Below are 25554 nucleotides of genomic sequence, written 5' to 3'. Positions count from 1 at the left end.
TTAGTCATTGGACTACGCCTAGCTTGAAGGGAAGTTCTTATCATTTTTTAAAACATCGTCCCTTGAGCAACGGTTACCCGCGACCCAATCTGGATTTTCTGCTATTTCAATATATCGATCAATTCTTTTTTCGCGGCTGCTGAAGCGGGCAAGTAGCTGAAGCATACGCCGATCACCACGGAGGTCCCAATCGAGATCAGCACGGTCATCATGTCTGGCCGCACAGAAAACGGCAAGGCAAAGGACGCTGCGAAAGCAATCAAAATACCAAGAATATACCCAATCACACCGCCACTCATTGTCAAAACGATCCCTTCAAATAGAAATTGGCGCTTGATCGACTTCGCATTCGCACCAAGTGCACGTCGAATACCGATTTCCTTGGTCCGCTCAGAAACAGAGATGTACATCATATTCATGACGCCCACGCCGGCAATAAATAGCGAGATCGCTGCGACTGCACTGATGAAAAGAGTCATTTGATCCAGCATAGATCCCAACTGCTTGATTTCAGAAGTCGGATCATAGGCTTGATACTCCCCCTGCGCCCGACTTTCTCCGTTCATGTTCAACTGTTTTAAGACTTTCGTCATCGCTGTATCCTGATTGACCCCTGTATTAAATTTAAGTGCCAATACGGAATGGTCGTCTTTTTTTCCTAAATAATGCGTATAGGTTTTTTTCGGAAAATAAGCAAGCGGTTCATAATTTTGCGGCCCGATCTCTCCAGAAGTATTCGCCGAAACACCCACAACGGTAAAGACCTGCCCCTTTAACTCGAATCCGTTATTTAATGCGGCCTCCTTCGACCCGAATACTTGCTTTGCGACCGCCTCATCAAGAACGACCACCTTATTTAGCCCATCGCTGTCCGCGGCGTTCAATTGGCGACCATTTAAAAGAGACACGGCGGTTTCTTTCGCCGGATGGACCGTCATCGTTAATTTTGTATTTTTATCATAAAAATCAACGGTAGGATTCCCGTCCTTCTTCATCGCTTTGTAATAAGAAACCTCCTTCACTTCTGGAAGGTTGGCGACCATATTTTTATCGGTCTGCGAGATCCCGCTATCTTCACTGACTAGATTATCAAAGTCGTTGTACTTGATGTTGACGTACTTCGTTTGTCCAGTTTCATCCGCGCCCGTCGTCTCAGATAAAATATTTCGTTTAAACCCATTTCCTAAAGCCACGATCGTAATCACGGCGGCAATTCCTATAATAATACCCACCATCGTTAAAAAACTGCGGCGTTTGTTCTTGAAGATCGAACGAAAGGCAGTCCGCCAGAGAATGTATTTTCTCATGATTGCAGCACCTCCTCGATCATCTTTCCATCTCGGATTTTCAATAAGCGGTCACAGTAGACGACCGTCTCTGGATCATGCGTCACCAAGATGATCGTCACCCCTTCCTCATTCAACTGCTTGAACAATCGCATGATGTCCTCTGTTGTATGGGTGTCTAGCGCCCCCGTAGGTTCATCCGCAATAATAAAGTTGGGACGATTGATCAATGCCCGGGCGATCGCCACACGCTGCTGCTGCCCACCGGATAACTGCTTCGGCAATTGATCCAGCTTGTCTGCTAATCCGACCCTAGCCAACGCATGCTTCACTTTCTTCTGCGTCTCATTGTGTTTCGCACCGCTGTACAAAAGAGGCAATTCAACATTTTCCGCAACCGTTAAATTCTCGATCAAACTAAAATTTTGAAAAACGAAGCCAACAGAACGATTCCGTATCTCAGACAATTCATCGTCTTTGAAATGCGTGATCTCCCGACCATTAAACAAATACTCCCCTTCAAACTGTCGATCGATGAACCCCAGCAAATTGATCAACGTGGATTTTCCTGAGCCAGAAGGCCCCATAATAGCCACAAATTCTCCAGCTTCAATCGAAAAATTGATGTCGTCTAAAACAGGCACTCTTGTTTCCCCTGTTTCATAATACTTATAGATATGTGCCAAGCTAATCATTGGCACTCACCTGAACTTCTGATCCGTCCTTCAACGCGTCATCTGGATTTTCAATGATTTGATCCTTGTCCTTCAATCCTTTTTGAATGATCGTGCGCCCATTGACAGCCAACGTTTGAACGACCGTTTTCTTCGCTTTTCCATCCTCATACTTATAGACATATTGTTCATTTCCTGTTTTCTTAAGTGCAGACGACGGTAATAGAAGCTGTTTTTGCTGCAACGTGATCAATGTCGATAAATCATCCGTCCAAGGGAAATTCCCCTCCACAGTAAATGCATAAGAGGCAACATTGCTGTTGTCCCCGCTCGTCGGTATAGCACTCGCAGCAATCGATTTAATCGTTCCCTCCACTTTTTTGTCATTGCCCACCGTCGTGACTTGAACGGTTTGCCCCGGCACCAATTTGTCTAGATCATATTCCGTGACGGTACCTTTGACTTGCTTTTCTTTGCTGGAAACTGCAACTACTGGAACCTCTGGAGAGCCCTTTCCCTTTTCATCCACAGACGCCACGCCCGCAATTTCAGCACTCACCGTCGCTGACGCTTGCTTTTGCTGCCCAGCAAGCACATCTTTAGCAGATTGGACTTCCTCATAAGCCCCCTGCACCGCAAAACGAGATTGATTTAACTGGTCATTGGCCGTTTGCAATTCCCCTTGCTGCTGCTTTAATTGTTCATTCAAAGCAGCCTTTTCTTCCTCATCTTTCGCACGAGCCAGCTTCTGCTGCGTCTCACCAATTTGATTCGATAGCGTTTGCACTTGTCTTTCCCCCACAGCAACAGTCGCTTCAGCCTGAGACGCATCAAGAGAACTCTTATTCACCGCATGATGCTGCGTGATTGTTTCATTTTGAGCCGTATCATTTTGATACTCGATCAAAGGCGTGCCCACCGCCACTTCTTGCCCATTGCTTACAGGAACATTTTTGATCGTTCCTTTATTCGCATCTAAAAAATAAAGCTGACGCTTCAGCGGTTCCACTTTCCCCTTCAACTGCAAAGGATCTGCTGTTTTTACTGTATACACCTGATACGAAGCTGCATCCTTTTTACCACCGAATGCAAAAAAAGCACCCCCTGCTATAACCAAACCAGTGACGCCAGCAATAATGATCTTTGTCTTCTTCTTCATGTCCATCCCCCAAATTAATCGTTCTATCCTCAGTTTATAGGGGAACGACCCTCTCCAACATCGAATCCTCTTTCTTTAAACGAACAAAAAAGTAATATTGAAAAACACGTTTATTTCTATACAAAAAAAACACTTTCCAAAATTGGAAAGTGTTTTGATCTTCTGTATAAACGGATTAACGTTTTGAGAATTGTGAAGCTTTACGGGCTTTCTTAAGACCTGGTTTTTTACGTTCAACCATACGTGAATCACGAGTAAGCAATCCAGCGCGTTTTAGTGGTGCACGGAAATCAGGATCTACTTCTAATAAAGCACGTGAGATACCGTGACGGATAGCGCCGGCTTGACCTGCGTAGCCCCCACCATCAACGTTTACAAATACATCGTATGAACCAGCAGTTTCAGTAACACCAAATGGTTGGTTGATTACTAAACGTAGGTCAGCATGTGGGATATATTCTGCAACGTCTTTTTTATTTACAGTAATTTTACCAGTTCCTGGTACTAAACGTACGCGAGCAACTGCATTTTTACGACGGCCTGTGCCGTTATATTGAACTTGTGCCAATGAATTTCCCTCCTATTTAAATTAAGTTTGTGATGTCTAATACTTCTGGTTGTTGTGCTGCATGTAGATGCTCTGCTCCACCGTATACGTGAAGTTTCATGCCTTGAGCGCGGCCTAAAGTGTTTTTAGGAAGCATACCTTTAACAGAAGTTTCGACCAAACGGCGAGAATTTTTAGCACGCAATTCGCCTGCTGAGATTGATTTCAATCCACCAGGGAAGTTTGAGTGACGGTAGTAAATCTTGTCAGTTGCTTTCTTACCTGTTAATTTGATTTGATCTGCATTAATTACAATTACAAAATCACCAGTGTCAATATGTGGTGTGAATGTTGGTTTATTTTTTCCGCGTAGTACAGATGCAACAACTGTTGAAAGACGTCCTAAAGGAACATCAGTTGCGTCTACTACGTACCATTTGCGATCTACTTCGCCTGGCTTAGCCATATATGTTGTACGCACGTTTTTTTTCCTCCAATTTCAATTTCGAATGTTTGACAAACACTTGAGTTTCCGGGGCTCTTGTGGGGCAAACAATACCATTTACCATAATACTTGCAAAGCCTTGTCATGTCAATGTTTTTCTCCTTGAAAACGCAAAATAGTTTCATTTCTTTATGTTTCTTCTACTATACAGTTTCTTCCGTTATATACAGGCAATAATGAATAAAGAAACGAAATATCAAAATATTTTTGCATAAATATTTAAAAAGTGCTTGCTTTTTGTATTTTACGATGCTAATATGGCTTCAACACATTAATTAGAATTTAATGAAAAAGCGATAAGGGAGCAATGCAGGATGAAAGAAAAAGTGATTTTAGCCTATTCAGGTGGTTTAGATACGTCTGTCTCTATCAAATGGCTCGTTGACGAAGGATATGATGTGATTGCGTGCTGTTTAGACATCGGCGAAGGCCGCGACACGGAGTTTATTAAGAATAAAGCGTTACAGGTCGGCGCAACTGAATCTTATGCCATTGATGCTCGTGAGGAGTTCTCGCAGGATTTCGTTTTGATCGCCTTGCAAGGAAACACCTACTATGAGAATTCTTACCCATTGGTTTCTGCATTGTCTCGCCCGCTGATCTCGAAGAAATTGGTTGAGTTGGCTCATGATACTGGAGCAACGACCATCGCTCATGGCTGTACAGGAAAAGGAAACGACCAAGTCCGTTTTGAAGTTTCCATCGCCGCACTTGATCCGAACTTGAAGATCATCGCGCCGGTCCGTGAGTGGAAATGGTCCCGTGAAGAAGAGATCAATTACGCTGCTGAAAAAGGGGTACCGATCCCAGCGGATTTGGACAATCCTTATTCGATCGACCAAAACTTATGGGGACGTGCCTGTGAATGCGGCATCTTAGAAGATCCATGGGCGACACCGCCCGCGGGTGCTTACGCTATTACTGCTGAATTAGAAGATACGCCTGATAAACCGACGATCGTTGAGATCACTTTTGAAAAAGGTGTACCGACAGCTTTAGATGGAGAAGAACTTTCTTTAGCTTCATTAATTATGAAATTGAACACACTCGCTGGTGTCCATGGCATCGGCCGAATCGACCATATCGAAAACCGTTTAGTGGGAATCAAATCTCGTGAAGTGTATGAATGTCCAGGTGCAGAAGTGTTGATGAAGGCTCATAAAGAACTGGAAGATTTGACTTTTGTCCGTGAAATGGCGCATTTCAAACCCGTGATCGAGCAGCAATTATGCCAAATGATCTATGATGGCCTCTGGTTCAATCCAACGATGGATGCCTTGATCGCCTTCTTAAAGCAATCACAAGAAGTGGTAAATGGCGTATTGCGTGTGAAATTATTTAAGGGCAATGTGATCGTTGAAGGACGGAAGTCTGACAACAGCTTATACAACGAAAACTTGGCGACGTATACCTCAGCCGACACCTTCGATCAAGATGCAGCGATCGGCTTCATTAAACTCTGGGGCTTGCCAACAAAGGTGAACGCAGAAGTACAAGCGGAAAGCAAACAAACAACTGTCTAGTCGCAAGAACGGCTAGACAGCTATGAAAGTGCAAGAGAAACCAGATGTGAGGCGGCTTTTACTTGCCGGTAAATAAAGCCGTCCGGTTTCACATCTTGCCATTGCTCTTAGGAGAGTTTCTTTTCCTGTCAGGAAATAAGGAAACCAGCAATGTTTTCATCCTGAGGTGTCTGAAAAGATGCCTCCTCCCTAAAGAACACGTTTTACGAACACGTGCTGCTTTTTGCGCGATGATTATTCTGTCTAACATCAGGTTTAGCAGTCATCGGATAGTCACTTGCGCAAAAAGCCCGTTCGTAAAGCTGGATAGTAAAAAAAAGACCGTCTATGCGGTCTTTTTTGTTAAAAATTCGCAGATAAAAGTGAGGATAAACCAATGGCAAAATTATGGGGTGGACGCTTTGATGGAAAAAACGAAGCATGGATCGACGCATTTGGCGCTTCGATTCCCTTCGATCAGCAATTAGCGTCACAAGATATCACCGGCAGCTTAGCCCATGTGAACATGCTTGGCGAAACAGGCATTATTACGAAAGAAGAAGCGCAGCAAATTTCCGCTGGATTGCACATCTTAGCAGAAAAAGCTTTACAGGATGATCTTCATTTTACGATTGAAAATGAAGACATTCATTTAAACTTGGAAAAAATGCTTCACGACGAAATCGGACCTGTCGCCGGCAAACTCCACACTGCCCGCAGCAGAAACGATCAAGTCGCCACCGATATGCATTTATACTTGAAGGAACATTTACAGGCGATCATTGAAAAAGTGCATCATTTCAGAACTATCCTAGTCAATAAAGCCGAAGAACAGGTCGATACGATCATGCCGGGTTACACCCATTTGCAGCATGCACAGCCGATTTCTTTCGGTCATCATTTATTGGCGTATTACGGTATGCTTACCCGTGATCAGGCACGACTGGAAGAAAGCATGAAGCGTGTGGATATTTCCCCCTTAGGATGCGCGGCCTTAGCAGGAACGACCTTCCCGATCGACCGTCAAATGACCGCAGATGAACTTGGGTTTAGTGATCTATACCGAAACAGTCTCGACGGTGTCAGTGATCGTGACTTCATTCTTGAATTTTTGAGTAACAGCTCGATCTTGATGATGCATCTTTCACGTTTTTGTGAAGAGATCATTCTTTGGTGCAGCCATGAATTTAAGTTTGTCGAACTGACAGACACCTTCTCGACAGGCAGCTCGATCATGCCGCAAAAGAAAAATCCTGACATGGCCGAATTGATCCGAGGAAAATCTGGACGAGTGTTTGGTGATTTGATCGGCTTATTAACCGTGATGAAGGGATTGCCACTGGCGTATAACAAAGATCTGCAGGAAGACAAGGAAGGCATGTTCGATACCGTCCACACGGTAGCAACAAGCCTAGATATCATGGCGGGCATGATCGACACGATGAAGGTGCATACGCAAACCATGCACGATGCCACAGAAAAAGATTTTTCCAACGCAACGGAATTAGCCGACTATTTGGCAACAAAAGGTGTTCCCTTCCGTCAAGCCCATGAAATCGTTGGAAAGCTGGTCTTAGCTTGTACACAAAAAGGCATCTACTTACAAGATGTCCCGTTGGAAGACTATCAAGCCATCAACGCTGTGATCGAAGACGACATCTATGACACGCTGTCCTCCAAAACAGCAGTGACTCGTCGTCATTCCTTCGGCGGTACGGGCTTTGATCAAGTCAAAAAACAAATTGCATTCGCCAAAACAGAGCTATAAGAAGAAACGACTATCCGAATGGGATAGTCGTTTTCTTATACATTGGTATAAATAGATGTCGCGGTTTCTTTTAATACCGCATTTAATTCTTCAATATTTTTTCTCCCTTGCTCAGACAGCCAGGTGATAGCTTGCTCGTCCCCTTCTTCTACAAAAGGCGCGACACCATTGGCCCAAGTTGCCCGGCCGCATAAGACGCCGTTAAAGGTTGAGCCGGACTGCTTCGCAAAGCGCAACGTTTCCTGGAACAATTCTGCACTCACTCCTGCGCTTAAAAAGATGAATGGCAATTCTGTCGCGTTTGATTGTTCTTTGAAATAGGCTGCTGCTTCGGAGCGACTGTAGCAGACCTCTTGTCCGTATCCCTCAACATAGTTCATCGTTACGGGTACTTCCACTTTTAACACATCGACTTGATAACGCCCTTGCGAAAATTCCCGCATCGCCTCGATGACTTTCCGCGGCTTCATTTTCGCATATTCCACCGATGTCGTGTCTGTGATCGTCGCGTCATAGGAAACGATCTCTAAGAAAAACGGTAGATCCTCTGCTGTACATTCTGAACCGATCCGTTCCATGTACGCACGCTTTTGCTCATTGATTTCTTCCGGTTCATCCACATCATAATAAAGCAGGAATTTGCACGCATCGGCACCAGACTCCTTCAGGCGTTTGACAGACCAAACATTTAGCACATCTGGCAATCGTCCTGGCGTGGTCGCGTCATAGCCTGTTTTTTCATAAGCAAGCAACAATCCGCAAGTCTGCTCACGCGCTTGGGCTGCGGGCAAGCCATATTCTGGATCTAATAAGATCGCGGAAGCATAGGGTGTTAATTGCTGAGAGACCAGTTTCTTAAATTTAATGACATCCTCTGTCGTCGCTTCTTTATACTTGCCGATCATTTTTTTCAAGGCCCCTCGTTGGTCGATCGCCAACGCCCCGATGATCCCCTCTTCATTCGTCAATTGGTCTAAATACTTCTTTTTTCCTGTGCTCATTGTCTTCATTTACGATCTCCTATGTTTTCATTTAATAATGTCACGATATCTTTTTCCGTTTGTGCTGCGTTTAATTGCTCCGTTACTTCCTTTCGCATCAATAACCGTGCAACCGCCGACAATAGTTTTAAGTGGGTCGTTCCAGCTTCCGAGTCTGGAATGAACAACGCAATGACAAAATTTATCAATTGGCCATCCATGCTGTGCCACTCGATCCCTTGTTCCAAGGTAACGATGAGGAGACTGGGTTCAACGATGGAGGCATCTTTGGCATGAGGAATCGCAAACCCGTCCATCATTCCTGTCGTGCCCTCGTTTTCTCGTTCAACCAGTTTTTGAAAAACTTGCTCTTCTTCAGTAGCTATCCCCAACTGAACAGCTTGTTTTGCTAAAAACTCGAAGGTTTCTTTTTGTGTCGCTAGCGCTTGGTCTAAAAAGACATTTTCTTCTCGAAGCATTTCCATCCTGACTTCCTCTCTATTCTGCGATTGCTGATTTATCTGCTTGTTCGGCGTTCGCTTTCTTTTCCTTTGCCGCGACACTGCTTTTTTGAATCAATCCTAGAATGACTCCGCCGACGATGGAACCAATTAAAATAGAAAGGACCCATTGGATTTTCCCCGTTACGACTGGCAGTACTAAGAAGCCGCCGTGTGGTGCTGGTACTTGGACACCAAACATATAGGTCAGTACCGCCGCAATAGATGACCCTAACATCATTGTTGGCAAGACCCGAATCGGATCTTTTGCAGCGAATGGAATCGCCCCTTCCGTAATATGCGTGGAGCCGAGAATGAAATTGACTAATCCCGCATTCCGATTATTCGTATCAAAATACTTGCCGAAAAAGAGCGTGGCAAATCCTGTGATCAGCGGCGGTGCAATACAGGCCGCAGAAACGCCAGCCATAAAGGTCGTGTTTCCCTGAGCCAACAAGGCTGTCCCTGTAACATAGGCTGCCTTATTGATCGGCCCGCCCATATCAAAGGCACACATACAGCCGACGATCACTCCCAGAACCAATGGATTCGAATGTTCAAATCCAGCTAAGAAGCTCATCATTCCCTCGTTCACGGCTTTCATCGGACCTGCCAATAAAGACATGACGATACCAATGACAGCTACTCCGATCACTGGATACAGGAAGATTGCTTTCAGCCCATCTAGCTGTTTCGGTAGAACATCCAAAACTTTTTGCAGCAGTAAAATGAAATAGCCTGCTAAGAAACCAGCTAAGATCCCGCCTAAGAATCCTGTCCCGCCATTCATCGCAACGATACCGCCGACAAAACCGACCACTAATCCTGGACGTTTAGCGATGCCTTCAGCGATATACGCAGCCAACACAGGAACCATCATTCCCATCGCCGCATCACCGACACTTTTCAGCATTGCCGCCGTCGCGTTGTACTGTGCATTGTCTGGATCAAACGAATAAATTCCCCAAACAGCAAAAGATATCGCGATCAACACACCGCCAGCAACGACGAAAGGCAGCATATGGGATACCCCATTCATCAAGTTCTTATAGATGCTGCGCCCAAAGCTGGTCTTATTTCCCGTTTCCTGCTCCAATGCATCCACAGCTTGATTCTCAGCAGAAAGAACACCTTTTCCAGCCAAGGCGTCATCGATCAAACGTTCCGCGTCTTTGATACCCGTGCTGACAGAGACATCAATGATTCGTTTCCCCGCAAATCTTTCTGGATGCACGTCTTTATCCGCTGCGATAATGACTGCCTCAGCCTGCTTGATTTCCTCTGGAGTCAACTCATTTTCGACACCAATCTGTCCATGTGTCTCAACCTTGATCGTGATGCCTTTCTTTTTCGCCGCTTGTTCCAAAGCTTCTTGAGCCATATAGGTGTGAGCAATGCCTGTCGGACAACCAGTTGCTGCAATTAATTGATAATTTCCCATGTTTGTAACTCCTCTTCTTTGATTTCAATTTGTTTGCTTAATTCTTCCACATCTAAAAAATCGGTCAATCCCTTGCGAAACGCTGTGGAGCTTCCAGCAGCCAGACTTTTTCTTAATGTTTCTTCTAACGGCTGCTCTGATAAATACCCCGCCAAAAACGTTCCTAATAATGTATCGCCGGCACAAGCAGTATTCACGACTTTCCCCTTGGGCGAATTGCCTCGAAGGATCTTTTCTTGTGTAAAGAAAATGGCTCCTTTTTCACCAAGAGACAGCAGTACATTTTGTGCCCCTGCTTCCAATAATTGCTGCCCATAAAATAAATAAGCTTCTTCAGTATCGATCACTTGTCCAAACCAGTCGGACAATTCCTCCTCATTGGGCTTCAGTAAAAAGGGATGGTACGGCAGACAATCCATGATCTCGTGATAACTGCTATCAATAATTAAGTGAACGCCTCGCTCCTGGCAGATACGACTGATCTCCACTAAAATCCCAGGCTCCACGCCTTTTGGCAAACTCCCCGAAAAGCAAAGGTAATCGTCTGCTTTAAGACTTCTGATTTGAGTCAAAAATTCTTGGACTTTTTCAGGCGGGATCGCTGGCCCCTGATTGACTAATTTATACTCCTCCTCCGTTTGATTGACTTGCGTGAAGACATTGATGCGGGTCATGCCCGGAACCTCAATAAACGCTGTGTTGATTGCTTTTTCCTGTAAATAATTTTCTATATAATTCCCTGTAAATCCCGCACGAAACCCCAATGCAGTAGTGGGCGTTCCCAACATGTTCAATATGAGGGACACATTCACCCCTTTGCCGTTCGCTTGTATGTCATCGTCTTTCGTTCGATTTACGGTGAAAGGAATCATGGTATCTGTTTCAATAAATAGATCAATCGCTAAATTCATAGTGCATGTATAAATAGACATGAATGATGACCTCCTTGACCTTATTATGAGGGATAAGACGCAGAAAAGGTTTTCACGATCAAGGGATTACCATGAAAAGCTTTACATTTTTTCACGAAACGTGATACTTTTTAAGTAGCGTTACATGTGAAAGAAGGGTAAACGAAACCATGGACTCTAAATTGAGCAGTACTGAACACTATCTTTGGGACTTTGTTGAAAGTCATATTCTCGAGATCCCCAACTATTCCATCGTCAAACTGAGTGAGCAAGCCAATGTTTCCACGGCCACGATCGTTCGCACGATGAAAAAGAAAGGCTATGAAGGATTCACCGCCTTTAAGCATCATTTAAAGGAGCAGGAAAATAAAAACATCAATTTTTCTTCTTTAGATAAGGTAGACAAAGGCATTCGACAAGCGATCCTCAAAAATGAACAAGAAGTGGTTCGTACCATTAACATGATGAAAATCGGAAATATTGAGGACGCCATCCAAAAAATCAAATTTGCGGAACGGGTCATTATTTTTGCCAGAGGGTTCTCAGAAATGATCGGACAGGAAATGATGGTAAAATTTCAACTGACCGGAAAAAATTGTCAGATGCACACAGATCCAGAGATCATCAAAAATATCAGCCGAAAATTAACGAAACGAGACATTGTCCTGTTCATTTCCTTGAACGGGGAGACGAAGGAGCTCGTAATTGCGGCTAAAAATTGTTATGACGCGGAGATCGGCACGATCTTACTAACGGCAAGCAACACGTCTAGTCTAATGAACTATTGTGAAATTCCTTTAGTTGGCTTCAAATCCGAAGGTTCCTACTTTCCCGATTATGAAGTTCGTTCAAGATTGCCGCTGCAAATCATCGCACGTATTTTACTTGATTCCTATGCGCTGCGCGTCACTGATAATTGAACTACGTACACAACTCAGTCAAAGGAGTGAATCAATGAATCAAAAATTAAAAGAGAATATTTCTGAATCCTTATCCTCTGTCCTCCCGATCACAGTGATCGTTCTATTCGTAAGCGTCCTTTTAGTCCCTATGGAAATCGGGACATTCGCGATGTTTTTGATGGGGGCTGTCATGCTGATCATCGGCATGGGATTCTTTCAGCTAGGTGCTGAAATCGCCATGACACCCCTTGGAGAAGGAATGGGGGTCCAATTATCCAAAAGTAAAAAAATCGGCATCCTAGCAGTGAGTGTATTTATTATTGGCGCTGTTATTACGATCGCCGAACCTGACCTGCAAGTGCTGGCGGATCAAATGCCGGCCATTCCCAGCGATTTATTAGTGTGGACCGTCGCCATCGGGGTCGGGCTTTGTCTAACGATCGCTGTCTTACGGATTTTATTTAAAATCAATTTATCCTTGATACTAATGATTTTGTACGTTGTCGTGATTTTGCTTTCCTTCTTAACCCCAAATGATTTCGTTCCCGTAGCCTTTGATTCCGGCGGGGCAACGACTGGTCCCATTACTGTCCCTTTCATTCTGGCATTAGGCGTTGGTCTGGCTTCTGTTCGTAGTGACAAAAATGCTTCCGAAGACAGCTTCGGACTCGTTGCTATCTCCAGTATCGGACCTATTCTGGCAGTATTGCTGCTAGGGATCTTTTTCCGACCTACCGATGCCTCTTACTCGCCTATTGAATTTTTGAACGTCACCACAACACAAGACGTCATGCGTGAATTTATGTGGGAACTGCCCCATTACGCAAAAGAAGTCTTCATTTCCATCCTCCCTATCGCTCTTTTATTTTTCAATTAATCAGCCGACGCTACCATCATCGACAGTACCTGCGAATGATCGTCGGACTCATCTATACCTATATTGGCTTGGTCCTTTTTCTAACGGGCGTGAGTATCGGATTCGCACCTGTCGGCAGTCTGCTGGGCAGCGAATTAGCGACAAGCCCATTCAAATGGCTGCTGATCCCGATCGGCATGCTGATCGGCTACTTTATCGTAAAAGCAGAACCGGCGATCCAAGTTTTGAACCATCAAGTCGATAATGTCACAGGCGGGGCCATTTCCGCGACTGCTATGAATGCAAGCCTTTCGATCGGTGTCGCCATCAGTGTCGGATTGGCAATGTTGCGGGCATTGACTGGACTCAGTATTTACTGGATCAGCATTCCCGGGTACATCATCGCCTTGCTTCTCTCCAGATTCGTTCCGAAACTATTTATCGGGATCGCCTTTGACTCTGGCGGTGTCGCCAGCGGCCCCATGACCAGCACCTTTCTCCTGCCTCTTTGTATAGGGGTCAGCGAATCCCTTGGCGGAAATATCATGGCGGATGCCTTTGGGGTCGTAGCCCTTGTCGCATTGACGCCTTTGATCGCGGTGCAGATCATGGGTCTCGTTTATAAATGGAAGGACGCACGCGCGACAGGAAATGCCGCGTTATCTGTAGAAGAACTAAATGAAATTGAAGAATGGGAGGACTCCGAGGATGACACAGAATAAACCTGCGATCCGAATGCTGGTATTGATTATCGGCCACAAGGATACAAAAAAGGCGCATGCGATCTTTGATGCCCACAATGCCCCCGTCCAATATCTCTGTATCGGTGAAGGAACAGCAACAAGCGAAGTCATGGATGTTTTAGGCTTAGGAATCTCTGAAAAAGTTATTCTCTTTTGTCCTGTTTTAAAGCTTCAAGTACCGGAGCTATTCCGCGCACTCGCTGAAGGTCTGTGTTTGCATAAACCCAATCGAGGGTGCGCATTCACATTTCCTATCTCAGGAGCAAGTTCATATATCAAGAAAATTTTGGCCTCTGAACTGCCAAAAACGAGTCAGAAGGAACGTGAAGGAGAGGAAAGACAAATGATTCATGAAGCAAAGCATTGCTTACTGATGGTCACTATCAATCAAGGATTTAGCGAAGAGGTCATGATCGCGGCCACTGCGGCTGGTGCAGCTGGCGGAACCGTTGTCCATGCCCGCCGACTGGATTCTCAAGAAACACTAAAAAAATGGGGCATCAGTGTTCAGCCAGAAAAAGAAATGGTGTATATCTTAGTCGAACAAGAAAAGAAATTAGCCATCATGAAAGCCATCAGTGAACAGTGCGGACTGCTCAGTGAGGCGCAAGGAATCTTAATGTCTATTCCTGTAGATGGTGTGATCGGACTAAACATAGATACACCCTCTTCATAAAAAAAAGAGGCACCTATCGAATTCACGATAGGTGCCTCTTTCCATTTTTAAATAGACTTACGCATCAATTTCTGGTGCTTTTCCTAAATGCGCTTGGATCATCCAAATACGTTTTTCAGTCGCTGTTTTGAATTCGATGAAGATATCTTGTGTTGGATCATCGCCTTCTTCACCAGTAACTTCAATTCCTTTTTGGTAAAGATCTGCTAAATAACGGTAGCCTTCAACAAGTGTTGACAAGCGTTCTTCCATCGTACGATCCCAACGTCCTACTTCATCAGGAATCTTTGTTTGGTCAGCCATTTCACGCAATGTTGAAAATGGTGAGCCGTCTAATGTGATCAAGCGTTCTGAGATTTCATCCAATTGATCATTCACATCATCCATAAAATCATCCATCATTGGGTGTAATGTCAAGAAACCAGGACCACGCATATACCAATGTGTTTGGTGAATGACCATGGACATTTGACTCAAGTCTGCAACTAGTTGGTTCAGTACTTCTTTTGTTTTTTCGAATTTCATTCCTTTATACCTCCTAATTTTTGCTCCAATAAAAGCATAATACAATTATGGCAAAAGCACAAAGGAAATGCTGTAAAATTGATTTTTTTTCGTACTTTATTTGAGAAGGAAGGTGAAAAAAATCATACACTTTATTTTTGGTACAATCATTGGCTCCTTTTTAGCTGTCGTTTGCTCCCGCATCCCAAAAGGAGAATCCCTGCTTTCCCCACCGTCACATTGCGAACACTGCGGACACACACTTAGACCAGTGGAACTGGTCCCGCTGGTCTCCGCCGTCTGTCTGCGCTTTCGTTGTACACAATGTCATCAGCCATTTCCTGCAAGGAGCTTTTGGATAGAACTCGGATGCGGCATTCTATTTGCGATCTTCTTGCCGAATTTTCAATGGGTCGCTCTCTGGCAACTCTTTTGGTTGCTAAGCACCTTAGTTTTGGCAGTGATCGACTGGGATTATTTGATTGTCGAGATGCGGATTTTTTATTGTACAGGGGGGCTGCTGCTGCTCAGCGGGGCGTATCTATTTCATCTGAATTGGCTTCACCCGCTGATCATCGGTGCTTTGTTTTATCTTAGTCAAAAAATCCTCCCAAACAGCTTAGGTCTGGGAGATCTTTGGGTGATTGGTTTGTGGAGTTTCTTTTTGTCTGGCTATGAACTGCTGCAAATCTTATTCATTGCTTCATTCAGCGGCTTGGCCTTTTTCGCTCTGGAAGCCTTTCGAAAAAAGAAGCCAAAACAGCTTCCTTTTCTCCCATTTTTGTTTATCGGGCTGCTATTCCTGCTGATCAAAAAGCATTAAGCCTCCCAATGCTGACGAATAAAGCCTTTGCGTCCTGACCCTTCACTATACGCATTGTAGTGCCCAGGATTTTTTTGATAAAAGTCTTGGTGATACTCTTCCGCTGGATAAAAGGGTTGTGCCGGTTCGATTGAAGTCACAATAGGTTCTTTGAAGCGTCCGCTAGCCTGTAATTGTTCCTTCGAAGCTTCGGCCGCTTCTTTTTGTTCCACGGATGCATAAAAAATGGCCGGACGATAAGAATCTCCGCGATCCGCAAATTGTCCAAAAGCGTCTGTCGGATCTGTTTGCTGCCAATAAATATCTACCAATTGCCGATACGAAATAACAGATGGATCAAATGTGATCTCGACTGCCTCTGTGTGACCTGTCGTACCGCTGCAAACTTCTTCGTACGTCGGATTCGGTACGTGCCCGCCTGTATATCCTGAAACCACGGCCTTGATGCCAGGCATTTGGTCGAATGGTTTCACCATACACCAAAAGCAGCCGCCGGCAAAAATTGCTTTTTCTTCTTTCATGAGAGAATCCCCCTTTTGACTTCATCATAACCAATTTGAGAGAAATTGAAACGAATCTGCTCAACCGATTTTTCCAAAATAAAAAAATAGCGGCTGCCAAAATTTTGGCAGCCGCTATTTTCCTAATAATTGTCCTTATCAATTGGATACAGGATCTTTCCGTAGCCAGTATAATCGTAATGTGTTCCCGCGCTTATTTTGTCTACCTCGCTGTCATCAAAGAATAATTGATTGTCATCGTCTTCATCTAAGTTCGGTAATTTTTTCTTCGTTGGCAGTCCCAACTGTTTCTTCACAACGTTTTGTTCTTCCAATAAATTGTTCAATCCTAGGACTTGGAAGTAAATGTCGTTGATCATCTCTCCTTGTCCCTCTACTTGTGTTTGCTTGATATTCTCAGCCGCTGGTGTATAGTCTTTTGCGACAGTCAGCATCTCGTTCCAAGTAAGGTCTGTTCGCACGTAATCTTCTACTGCACGTAAATATTTTTTATATTTCGTCACAGAATCGACGGAGAGGATTTTATGGACAAGCTTTGAAAGAATCTCCCGTTGTCGCGCTTGTCGGCCGACATCCCCTTTTGGATCTTCGTGGCGCATCCGCACATACTCTAATGCGTGCCGGCCATCTAAGATCTGCTCCCCTTTTTTCACATGCACCCCATCTAAGGTAAAGTCGATTTTATTGTCGACTTCGATCCCGCCAACGGCATCTACTAATGTTTTTAATCCCTTCATATTGATCTCAATATAATGATCCACCGGGACATCCATCATTTTTTGGACAGATTCAATCGCCATTTTTGTTCCGCCCAACGAATACGCCGCATTCAATTTATCATAATAGGTATCCCCTTTGGCAACGTAATTGTTCTCATCGCCTTTATACCCAACGATCTGCGTATAAATGTCTCGATCTAGACTGGTCATCAAGGTCTGCTTTTCTTTAGGATTGATCGTGACCAACATCATCGAATCCGAACGTCCTTGGTATGTTCGTCCCTTGTCTCCCGTATCCGTCCCCATCAAGAGAATAGAAAAAGGCTCGCCGCTTTTTAAATCCACTGCGTCTGATCGCTTGCTTTTATAGTCAATTTTTTTTGTCATTTTAGTGATTGCCTGATCCACATCATTATTTACTTTCAATAAATAGACAGTGGCGCCTCCGACAAATAGTACAATAATTCCAATGACAATCAAGATGATTTTCTTTGTTCTGCTCATGTAGCACCTCAAAAATTTTTACGTCTCCGTAGAGTTTCCGTCATTTTCTCACAAAAAGACCGTCGGCAATAGCATTTGCCTGATGCTCTAAACGAAATTTAATATCTGTTTAAAGTGACCGCTCTCATTTTGCCAGATACCTTCCTATAATAGCGCGAAAACAAAAAGACCACAAGATTCTTTTGAATCTTGTGGTCTTACATGTTAACTATACCTAGCTTCATAAACGAATTCGTGAAGCCTTTGGATTTAGTTTAATGGATTGTTCAAAGCGTCTTCCGCAGCCATTTGTGCTTCAATATCAGAGATACTGTAAACATTTTCGCTAGCTACAACGACTTCTTTTGGTTCCATGTTACGGTAAGTAGCCATACCTGTACCAGCAGGAATGATCTTACCGATGATAACATTTTCCTTCAATCCAAGTAACGGATCTTTCTTACCGCGAATCGCAGCATCCGTCAAGACACGTGTTGTTTCTTGGAAGGATGCAGCAGATAAGAAGCTGTTTGTTTCCAATGAAGCTTTCGTGATACCAAGCAAGACTGGACGGGATGTCGCAGGTGTTCCGCCAGCAACTAAGGTATTGTAGTTTTGATCTTTAAAGTCAGCAATATCCAGCAATGTACCTGGCAAGATATCTGTGTCACCTGGGTCCATTACGCGGACTTTACGCAACATTTGACGAACCATTACTTCAATATGCTTATCGCCGATTTCTACCCCTTGCATCCGGTAAACACGTTGTACTTCACGAAGCAAGTATGTTTCAACTGAGATCACATCGCGGACTTGCAGCAAGTGTTTCGGATCGATCGAACCTTCTGTCAATCGTGCACCACGGTGGATCATGTCCCCTTCAACGACCTTCATACGAGAAGTATAAGGAACAGTGTAGGTACGAGTATCCGTTTCACCTTTGACAGTAACTTCCTTCGTACGTGTCGCAGCATCTTCAGCGATCTCAACAACTTCACCCGTCACTTCAGTAATGACAGCTAGACCTTTAGGATTACGTGCTTCGAAGATTTCTTGGACACGAGGAAGACCTTGTGTGATATCATCTCCGGCAACCCCGCCGGTATGGAATGTACGCATGGTCAACTGAGTACCTGGTTCACCGATTGATTGCGCGGCGATCGTACCAACAGCTTCACCAACTTCAACGTCGTCACCAGTCGCCAAGTTGCGGCCGTAACAATGTTTACATACACCATGTTTGGTATTACATGTGAAGACGGAGCGAATCGTTAATTTCTCAACGCCAGCGTCAATTAGACGTCTCGCATCTGCTTCACTGATCAATGCATCTGCAGGCAATAGAACTTCGCCTGTTTCAGGATGTTTTACAGATTTTTGTGTATAACGTCCAACTAAACGTTCTTCCAAGGATTCGATGATCTCGTTTCCTTCACGAATCGCAGAGATTTCAAGACCACGGTCAGTACCACAATCTTCTTCACGTACGATAACATCTTGGGCAACGTCAACCAAACGACGAGTCAAGTAACCTGAATCGGCTGTCTTCAAGGCAGTATCGGTCATCCCTTTACGCGCCCCGTGAGTCGAGATAAACATTTCCAAGACAGATAGACCTTCACGGAAGTTTGAGATGATCGGCAATTCCATGATTTGTCCATTCGGAGCGGCCATCAATCCACGCATACCAGCAAGCTGAGTAAAGTTGGAGATGTTACCACGGGCTCCAGAATCAGACATCATGAAGATTGGGTTCTTCGCATCTAAGGATTCCATTAGTCGTTGTTGGATTTCATCTTTGGCTGCATTCCAAACGGCAATAACACGTTCATACCGTTCATCATCTGTGATCAACCCACGACGGAATTGCTTCGTGATCGTGCCGACTTGTTTGTGGGCATTGTCGATGATTTCTTGTTTTTCAGCTAGCGCCATGATATCTGCGATACCAACAGTCATACCAGCATGTGTAGAATGTTTATACCCTAAGTCTTTCATGCGGTCCAACATCATTGATGTATCAGTGACTTTGAAACGTTTGAAGACTTCAGCGATGATATTCCCAAGATTTTTCTTCTTGAATGGCAAGATGATTTCTTGTTGTTTGATCGCTGCAGGAATATCTGCACCTTTTTCGACAAAGTATTTGTCAGGTGTATATTGTGTCAAATTGAAATCAGTCGGTTCGTTCAAGTAAGGGAACTCTTGCGGCATGATCTCGTTGAAAATGATTTTCCCAACGGTAGTGATCAGCATACGTTCCTTTTGTTCTTCTGTGAATGGTTTGTCGCCTAATGTATTAGGGTCAACAGCCACGCGTGAATGCAAGTGAACATAGCCATTGCGCCATGCTAAAACAGCTTCATTCATGTCACGGAAGATCATTCCTTCCCCTTCACGGCCTTCTTCTTCCATTGTTAGGTAATAGTTACCTAAGACCATATCTTGAGATGGTGTAACAACGGGTTTTCCGTCTTTAGGGTTCAAGATGTGAGTTGCAGCTAACATCAGCATACGAGCTTCTGCTTGCGCTTCTTCACCTAGAGGTAGATGGACAGCCATTTGGTCACCATCGAAATCGGCATTGTAGGCTTCACACACAAGTGGGTGAAGACGAATAGCACGACCTTCAACTAAGATCGGTTCAAACGCTTGGATACCTAATCTGTGCAATGTAGGTGCCCGGTTCAGTAAAACAGGGTGTTCTTTAATAACTTCTTCTAGAACGTCCCAAACAACGTCTTCTTGACGTTCGATTTTACGTTTCGCATTTTTGATATTTGAGGCAATTTCACGTTGGACTAATTCTTTCATTACGAAAGGTTTGAACAATTCGATCGCCATTTCTTTTGGCAGACCACATTGATACATTTTCAAGAAAGGTCCAACAACGATAACGGAACGAGCAGAGTAGTCAACACGTTTACCCAGCAAGTTTTGACGGAAACGACCTTGTTTCCCTTTCAACATGTGAGACAAAGATTTCAACGGACGGTTACCTGGTCCAGTAACTGGACGGCCACGACGACCATTATCGATCAATGCATCCACGGCTTCTTGTAGCATCCGTTTTTCATTTTGAACGATGATGTTTGGTGCATTCAAGTCTAACAAACGTTTCAAACGGTTGTTACGGTTGATGACACGACGGTATAGGTCATTCAAGTCAGAAGTCGCAAAACGACCACCTTCTAATTGAACCATCGGACGTAGATCTGGCGGGATGACAGGGATAACATCCATAACCATCCAGCCTGGCAGGTTGCCAGAAGAACGGAAGGCTTCTAACACATCCAAACGACGAATAGCGCGAGTACGCTTTTGTCCTTGAGCGGTTTTCAACTCTTCTTTTAATTCTGCAGATTCGCCGTCTAGATCGACTTGATCTAACAATTGTTTGATGGCTTCGGCACCCATAGCCGCATGGAATTCTTGACCGTATTGATCCCGTTTTTCACGGTATTCACGTTCAGTCAATAATTGTTTCTTTTCTAAACTAGTATTCCCTGCATCGATCACGACATAAGATGCAAAGTAGATGATTTCTTCTAACGCACGTGGACTCATGTCTAACACAAGACCCATCCGAGAAGGAATTCCTTTGAAATACCAGATGTGTGTTACAGGCGCTGCTAATTCAATATGGCCCATACGTTCACGACGAACTTTCGAACGTGTAACTTCGACACCACAACGGTCGCAGACGATTCCTTTATAACGAATCCGTTTGTATTTCCCACAGGCACATTCCCAGTCTTTGGTTGGCCCAAAAATTCTTTCATCGAATAACCCTTCGCGTTCAGGTTTTAGTGTACGGTAGTTAATGGTTTCCGGTTTTTTTACTTCACCGTATGACCAGCTTCTGATTTTTTCAGGAGAAGCCAAACCTATTTGCATACTTTCGAATTTATTTACATCGATCAAAAGGGTTTCCCTCCATTTCATTTTATCGTAAGTCAGCTAACAACTAGCTGACTTACATATGCATAAACGGTGTTCCAGAAGTAGCTTTTTCGGAAATAAGCTGAGCACTTCTGGCACATCCTCTTCAGACAAGTGTGTTGCTTATAAGTCTTCGGCAGTTTCGATTTCTTGGATCAAGTCAGATTTTTGTTCCGCTTTTTCAGCAGCAGCTTGCTCTTCCACTTGTTTTGCAGATTGTTGCTGTTCTGCATACTTCGTTAAGGCATCCACTGTAATCAAGTCATCATCATCGTCATCCATGTCTCGCAACTCGATTTCTTTGTCATTAATATCTAAGACTTGCATATCTAAACCAAGAGCTTGTAATTCTTTCACCAATACACGGAAAGATTCAGGCACGCCTGGTTTTGGAATAGGTTCACCTTTGACGATGGCTTCGTAAGTTTTCACACGACCAACCACATCATCTGATTTGTAAGTCAAGATTTCTTGTAACGTATACGCAGCACCGTAAGCTTCCAGTGCCCAAACTTCCATTTCCCCGAAACGTTGTCCACCAAATTGCGCTTTACCACCCAATGGTTGTTGTGTAACAAGAGAGTATGGTCCAATTGAACGAGCATGCAATTTATCATCGACCATGTGGGCCAATTTGATCATGTACATCACTCCGACAGAAATACGGTTATCGAATGGTTCACCTGTACGTCCATCATAAAGGACAGTCTTAGCGTCTGCCGCCATACGAGATTCACGTACTGTTTCCCAAACATCGCTATCTTGCGCACCATCGAAGACAGGTGTAGCTACATGGATACCTAGTTGGCGAGCAGCCATCCCTAAGTGCAATTCCAGTACTTGCCCGATATTCATACGAGAAGGTACCCCTAATGGATTCAACATGACATCCACTGGTGTGCCGTCTGGTAAATATGGCATGTCTTCTTCTGGCATGATGCGAGAAACGACCCCTTTGTTTCCGTGACGGCCGGCCATTTTATCTCCTTCGTGAATTTTACGTTTTTGCACGATGTAGACGCGCACTAACATATTCACACCTGGAGATAATTCGTCGCCTGCTTCACGGGTAAAGATCTTCACGTCATGAACGATCCCACCACCGCCGTGAGGCACACGTAGAGAGGTATCACGAACTTCGCGGGCTTTTTCACCAAAGATCGCATGCAATAAACGTTCTTCTGCTGATAATTCAGTTACCCCTTTAGGAGTGACTTTTCCTACCAATAAATCGCCATCGTGAACTTCGGCACCGATGCGGATAATACCCATTTCATCTAAGTTCTTCAGTGCGTCTTCCCCAACGTTAGGGATTTCCCGAGTGATTTCTTCAGGTCCTAATTTCGTATCACGGGCTTCTGATTCATATTCTTCAATATGGATTGATGTATAGACATCATCTTTCACTAAACGACGGCTCATGATGATGGCATCTTCATAGTTGTACCCTTCCCAAGTCATGAAGGCTACGACCACGTTTTGCCCTAAAGCCAATTCGCCGTTTTCCATAGAAGGTCCGTCAGCTAAAATATCGCCGACTTCTACTTGTTCACCTAGTCCTACTAATGGACGTTGGTTATAACTTGTTCCTGAGTTTGAACGACGGAATTTTGTGATGTCGTATTTATCTAATGCACCGTTGTCGCGACGTACACGAACTTCGTGCGCATCAACAAATTCAACGACACCGTCATTTTTACATAATAAAGCGGCCCCTGAGTCATGCGCTGCTTTATATTCCATCCCTGTACCGACCCAAGGAGAACGTGGTTGGATCAACGGCACAGCTTGACGCTGCATGTTGGCACCCATCAAGGCACGGTTGGAGTCATCGTTTTCCAAGAACGGGATACACGCAGTAGCGACTGCGACTACTTGTTTTGGCGACACATCCATGTAATCGACTTTATCGATCGTTACTTCCAAGTTTTCAGAAGTGGCACGAGCCATAACGACTTCTTCTGCAAACGTGCCGTCATCGTTCAATTTACTGTTCGCCTGGGCTACTACGTAATGGTCCTCGATGTCAGCTGTTAAATAGTCGATCGTGTCCGTTACTCGACCTGTTGAACGGTCCACACGACGGTAAGGTGTTTCGATGAATCCAAATTTATTGACCTTCGCATAAGAAGCCAAGCTATTGATCAATCCGATGTTCGGACCTTCGGGGGTTTCAATCGGACACATACGGCCATAGTGAGAATAGTGAACGTCTCGAACTTCATATCCGGCACGGTCACGAGTCAAACCACCAGGTCCTAAGGCAGATAGACGACGTTTATGCGTCAATTCCCCTAATGGATTGGTTTGGTCCATGAACTGTGACAACTGAGAAGAACCAAAGAATTCTTTGATGCTGGCAACAACTGGACGAATGTTGATCAATTGTTGCGGCGTCAATGTTTCTTGGTCTTGGATCGACATACGTTCGCGAACAACACGTTCCATACGAGCTAATCCAATACGGAATTGGTTTTGTAATAACTCACCCACTGAACGAATACGACGGTTCCCTAAATGGTCGATGTCATCGACATTGCCGATACCTTCCATCAAGTTCAAGAAGTAGCTCATTGAAGCAATGATGTCAGCAGGACGAACCGTACGTACAGAAGAATCTGGGTACGCGTTTCCGATCACAGTGACTTCACGTTCTGGATCTTTTGGTGAAAAGACTTTGATGACTTGAACCGTCATCGGATCTGTCACAACTGCATCTTCAGATGGATAATAGGTTACTGAGTTCAAACCAGCTTCAAGTTTTGGCCCTAATTCTTCCATTACTTGATGGGTAAGAACTGTACCCTTTTCAACAACGATTTCGCCTGTTTCAGCATCCACTAATGTTTCAGCTAAAGTGAGGTTCAAAAGACGTGTTTTAAGGTCTAATTTTTTATTTACTTTGTAACGACCAACATTTGCTAAGTCGTAACGCTTTGGATCGAAGAAACGAGCAGTTAACAAGCTGCGAGAGCTGTCTGCTGTTTTTGGTTCGCCGGGACGTAACCGTTCGTATACATCTTTCAACCCTTCTTCTGTACGAGAATCACTTGGGTTTTTGTGCAAGTCCTTCTCGATCGTGTTGCGAAGTGAATCACTTTCGCCAAAGATTTCAAAGATCGTATCATCTGAACCAAATCCTAAGGCACGAACTAACGTGGTCAAAGGAATTTTACGTGTACGGTCGATACGCACATAAGAGATATCTTTTGCGTCAGTTTCCATTTCTAACCATGCGCCACGGTTAGGAATGACCGTAGAACCGAAACCTTCTTTCCCGTTTTTATCCACTTTACCGTGGAAATAAACACCAGGAGAACGAACCAACTGGGATACAATAACCCGTTCTGCTCCGTTGATGATGAATGTTCCTTGTTCTGTCATTAATGGGAAATCTCCAAAGAATACTTCTTGAGATTTGATTTCGCCCGTTTCGCGGTTCACTAAACGTAAAACAACATGCAATGGTGCAGAATAATTTGCATCGTGTGAACGAGCCTCTGCAACCGTGTATTTAGGTTCTTTCAATTCATAGTCAACAAATTCAAGTGACAAGTTTCCATTAAAGTCTTCAATTGGCAAAATGTCTTCAAACATTTCTCGCAAGCCCTCATCTAAGAACCATTGATAAGAATCTGTTTGAATTTCGATCAAATTCGGTAATTCCAACACTTCACTGATTCGTGCGAAGCTTCTACGTTCTCGGTGTTTCCCGTATTTTACTACGTGTCCAGCCAAGTTCTTCACCCCTCTTAAAAGTTTGAAAACCGATCCGAAGATAAATTACAATAATATTACAAAAATTAAATTACTGTAACGCGCGACATTTTTTGCGGCTTTTAGGCAAAAAAAAACCAAAAATAGAACGTTCTCTTGAAAATATTCATGAGCTTCTACTTTTGTTTCCTTATTTAAAAGCCGGAACGGACAATATTTCGCTCCTGCCCTTTATCAGTTCAGATAGTTTTAGCAAATTAATATAATACACGCTCTGAACATAAAAGTCAATAGCCTCAACGAGTGCCTTCACTTTGCATAATGTTTTCTTAAAAATTTCTGAAAGTATTAATTGATTCAAATCGTTATACATTTTTGAATATTCAGAATATTCT

General features: G+C 44.0%; 21 protein-coding genes. 7 read left to right on the top strand and 14 right to left on the bottom strand.

The window, feature by feature from the left end; all coding sequences use genetic code 11:
* Nucleotides 1–101 precede the first annotated feature (101 nt).
* The 5 genes from A5868_RS17460 to rplM all read right to left on the bottom strand — a co-directional run bounded on the left by A5868_RS17460 (nucleotide 102) and on the right by rplM (nucleotide 4132).
* A complete protein-coding gene (locus tag A5868_RS17460) occupies nucleotides 102–1307 on the bottom strand; it encodes an ABC transporter permease (protein WP_086306258.1) in 1206 nt (401 codons plus the stop codon).
* Nucleotides 1304–1981, bottom strand: a complete 678-nt coding sequence (locus tag A5868_RS17455) for an ABC transporter ATP-binding protein (RefSeq protein WP_086306257.1) — start codon at nucleotides 1979–1981, stop codon at nucleotides 1304–1306. Before A5868_RS17455 ends, A5868_RS17460 begins: the two co-directional genes overlap by 4 nt.
* Nucleotides 1974–3119: an efflux RND transporter periplasmic adaptor subunit gene (locus A5868_RS17450; RefSeq protein WP_086306256.1), complete on the bottom strand. Its 1146-nt coding sequence runs from the start codon at nucleotides 3117–3119 to the stop codon at nucleotides 1974–1976. Before A5868_RS17450 ends, A5868_RS17455 begins: the two co-directional genes overlap by 8 nt.
* 175 nt (nucleotides 3120–3294) lie before the next feature.
* Complete coding sequence (gene rpsI / locus A5868_RS17445) at nucleotides 3295–3687, bottom strand: 30S ribosomal protein S9 (protein WP_010779392.1); 393 nt, start codon at nucleotides 3685–3687, stop codon at nucleotides 3295–3297.
* A 16-nt stretch (nucleotides 3688–3703) separates the two neighbouring features.
* Nucleotides 3704–4132 (bottom strand): 50S ribosomal protein L13, encoded by a 429-nt coding sequence (gene rplM, locus A5868_RS17440; protein WP_303393783.1) that lies wholly within the window; start codon nucleotides 4130–4132, stop codon nucleotides 3704–3706.
* A 353-nt stretch (nucleotides 4133–4485) separates the two neighbouring features.
* On the opposite strand from rplM, the gene A5868_RS17435 reads away from it, so the two are divergent.
* Complete coding sequence (locus A5868_RS17435) at nucleotides 4486–5694, top strand: argininosuccinate synthase (RefSeq protein WP_086306254.1); 1209 nt, start codon at nucleotides 4486–4488, stop codon at nucleotides 5692–5694.
* A gap of 376 nt (nucleotides 5695–6070) precedes the next feature.
* On the top strand, nucleotides 6071–7441 hold the full coding sequence (argH, locus tag A5868_RS17430) for an argininosuccinate lyase (RefSeq protein ID WP_086306253.1): 1371 nt from the start codon (nucleotides 6071–6073) through the stop codon (nucleotides 7439–7441).
* Between the two features lie 35 nt (nucleotides 7442–7476).
* Here argH and lacD read toward each other — a convergent pair whose 3' ends face one another.
* The 4 genes from lacD to pfkB are packed head-to-tail and all read right to left on the bottom strand — an operon-like array spanning nucleotide 7477 to nucleotide 11294.
* Nucleotides 7477–8451: a tagatose-bisphosphate aldolase gene (gene lacD, locus A5868_RS17425; protein WP_086306252.1), complete on the bottom strand. Its 975-nt coding sequence runs from the start codon at nucleotides 8449–8451 to the stop codon at nucleotides 7477–7479.
* On the bottom strand, nucleotides 8448–8906 hold the full coding sequence (locus A5868_RS17420; RefSeq protein ID WP_086306251.1) for a fructose PTS transporter subunit IIA: 459 nt from the start codon (nucleotides 8904–8906) through the stop codon (nucleotides 8448–8450). The genes lacD and A5868_RS17420 overlap by 4 nt, the downstream gene beginning before the upstream one ends.
* A gap of 13 nt (nucleotides 8907–8919) precedes the next feature.
* Entirely contained in the window at nucleotides 8920–10362 is a 1443-nt protein-coding gene (locus A5868_RS17415) for a PTS fructose transporter subunit IIC (RefSeq protein WP_086306250.1), read from the bottom strand.
* Nucleotides 10344–11294: a 1-phosphofructokinase gene (gene pfkB / locus A5868_RS17410; protein ID WP_086306249.1), complete on the bottom strand. Its 951-nt coding sequence runs from the start codon at nucleotides 11292–11294 to the stop codon at nucleotides 10344–10346. Before pfkB ends, A5868_RS17415 begins: the two co-directional genes overlap by 19 nt.
* Before the next feature lie 149 nt (nucleotides 11295–11443).
* Here pfkB and A5868_RS17405 point away from each other — a divergent pair, with 149 nt between their 5' ends.
* From A5868_RS17405 to A5868_RS17395, 4 genes are read left to right on the top strand one after another with little or no spacing between them, the layout of a single operon-like run.
* The gene (locus A5868_RS17405; RefSeq protein ID WP_010779384.1) at nucleotides 11444–12193 is read left to right on the top strand and encodes a MurR/RpiR family transcriptional regulator; all 750 of its coding nucleotides are present in this window, start codon (nucleotides 11444–11446) and stop codon (nucleotides 12191–12193) included.
* Nucleotides 12194–12227: 34 nt separating this feature from the next.
* The gene (locus A5868_RS19445; RefSeq protein ID WP_254908401.1) at nucleotides 12228–13052 is read left to right on the top strand and encodes a DUF1538 domain-containing protein; all 825 of its coding nucleotides are present in this window, start codon (nucleotides 12228–12230) and stop codon (nucleotides 13050–13052) included.
* Between the two features lie 35 nt (nucleotides 13053–13087).
* Nucleotides 13088–13753 carry a DUF1538 domain-containing protein gene (locus A5868_RS19440; protein ID WP_254908400.1) on the top strand — a complete coding sequence of 222 codons (666 nt, stop codon included), beginning with the start codon at nucleotides 13088–13090 and terminating at the stop codon, nucleotides 13751–13753.
* On the top strand, nucleotides 13740–14450 hold the full coding sequence (locus A5868_RS17395) for a transposase (RefSeq protein ID WP_086306248.1): 711 nt from the start codon (nucleotides 13740–13742) through the stop codon (nucleotides 14448–14450). Before A5868_RS19440 ends, A5868_RS17395 begins: the two co-directional genes overlap by 14 nt.
* 57 nt (nucleotides 14451–14507) lie before the next feature.
* On the opposite strand, the gene A5868_RS17390 is transcribed toward A5868_RS17395, so the two are convergent.
* A complete protein-coding gene (locus tag A5868_RS17390) occupies nucleotides 14508–14975 on the bottom strand; it encodes a Dps family protein (RefSeq protein WP_010779381.1) in 468 nt (155 codons plus the stop codon).
* A 112-nt stretch (nucleotides 14976–15087) separates the two neighbouring features.
* Here A5868_RS17390 and A5868_RS17385 point away from each other — a divergent pair, with 112 nt between their 5' ends.
* Nucleotides 15088–15777: a prepilin peptidase gene (locus tag A5868_RS17385; RefSeq protein WP_176281404.1), complete on the top strand. Its 690-nt coding sequence runs from the start codon at nucleotides 15088–15090 to the stop codon at nucleotides 15775–15777.
* Here the strand turns inward: A5868_RS17385 and msrA are convergent.
* The 4 genes from msrA to rpoB all read right to left on the bottom strand — a co-directional run bounded on the left by msrA (nucleotide 15774) and on the right by rpoB (nucleotide 25180).
* Nucleotides 15774–16298, bottom strand: a complete 525-nt coding sequence (gene msrA / locus A5868_RS17380) for a peptide-methionine (S)-S-oxide reductase MsrA (protein WP_086306246.1) — start codon at nucleotides 16296–16298, stop codon at nucleotides 15774–15776. The two genes, A5868_RS17385 and msrA, sit on opposite strands and share 4 nt — an antisense overlap.
* Before the next feature lie 122 nt (nucleotides 16299–16420).
* Complete coding sequence (locus tag A5868_RS17375; RefSeq protein ID WP_010779378.1) at nucleotides 16421–17521, bottom strand: LCP family glycopolymer transferase; 1101 nt, start codon at nucleotides 17519–17521, stop codon at nucleotides 16421–16423.
* Between the two features lie 249 nt (nucleotides 17522–17770).
* The gene (gene rpoC / locus A5868_RS17370; RefSeq protein WP_010779377.1) at nucleotides 17771–21424 is read right to left on the bottom strand and encodes a DNA-directed RNA polymerase subunit beta'; all 3654 of its coding nucleotides are present in this window, start codon (nucleotides 21422–21424) and stop codon (nucleotides 17771–17773) included.
* 141 nt (nucleotides 21425–21565) lie between these two features.
* Nucleotides 21566–25180 carry a DNA-directed RNA polymerase subunit beta gene (rpoB, locus tag A5868_RS17365; RefSeq protein WP_010779376.1) on the bottom strand — a complete coding sequence of 1205 codons (3615 nt, stop codon included), beginning with the start codon at nucleotides 25178–25180 and terminating at the stop codon, nucleotides 21566–21568.
* Between the last annotated feature and the right edge of the window lie 374 nt (nucleotides 25181–25554).

The sequence above is a fragment of the Enterococcus sp. 12F9_DIV0723 genome (assembly GCF_002174375.1).
Taxonomy (GTDB): domain Bacteria; phylum Bacillota; class Bacilli; order Lactobacillales; family Enterococcaceae; genus Enterococcus_A; species Enterococcus_A gilvus.
This window is presented reverse-complemented; position numbering and strand designations above follow the sequence as displayed.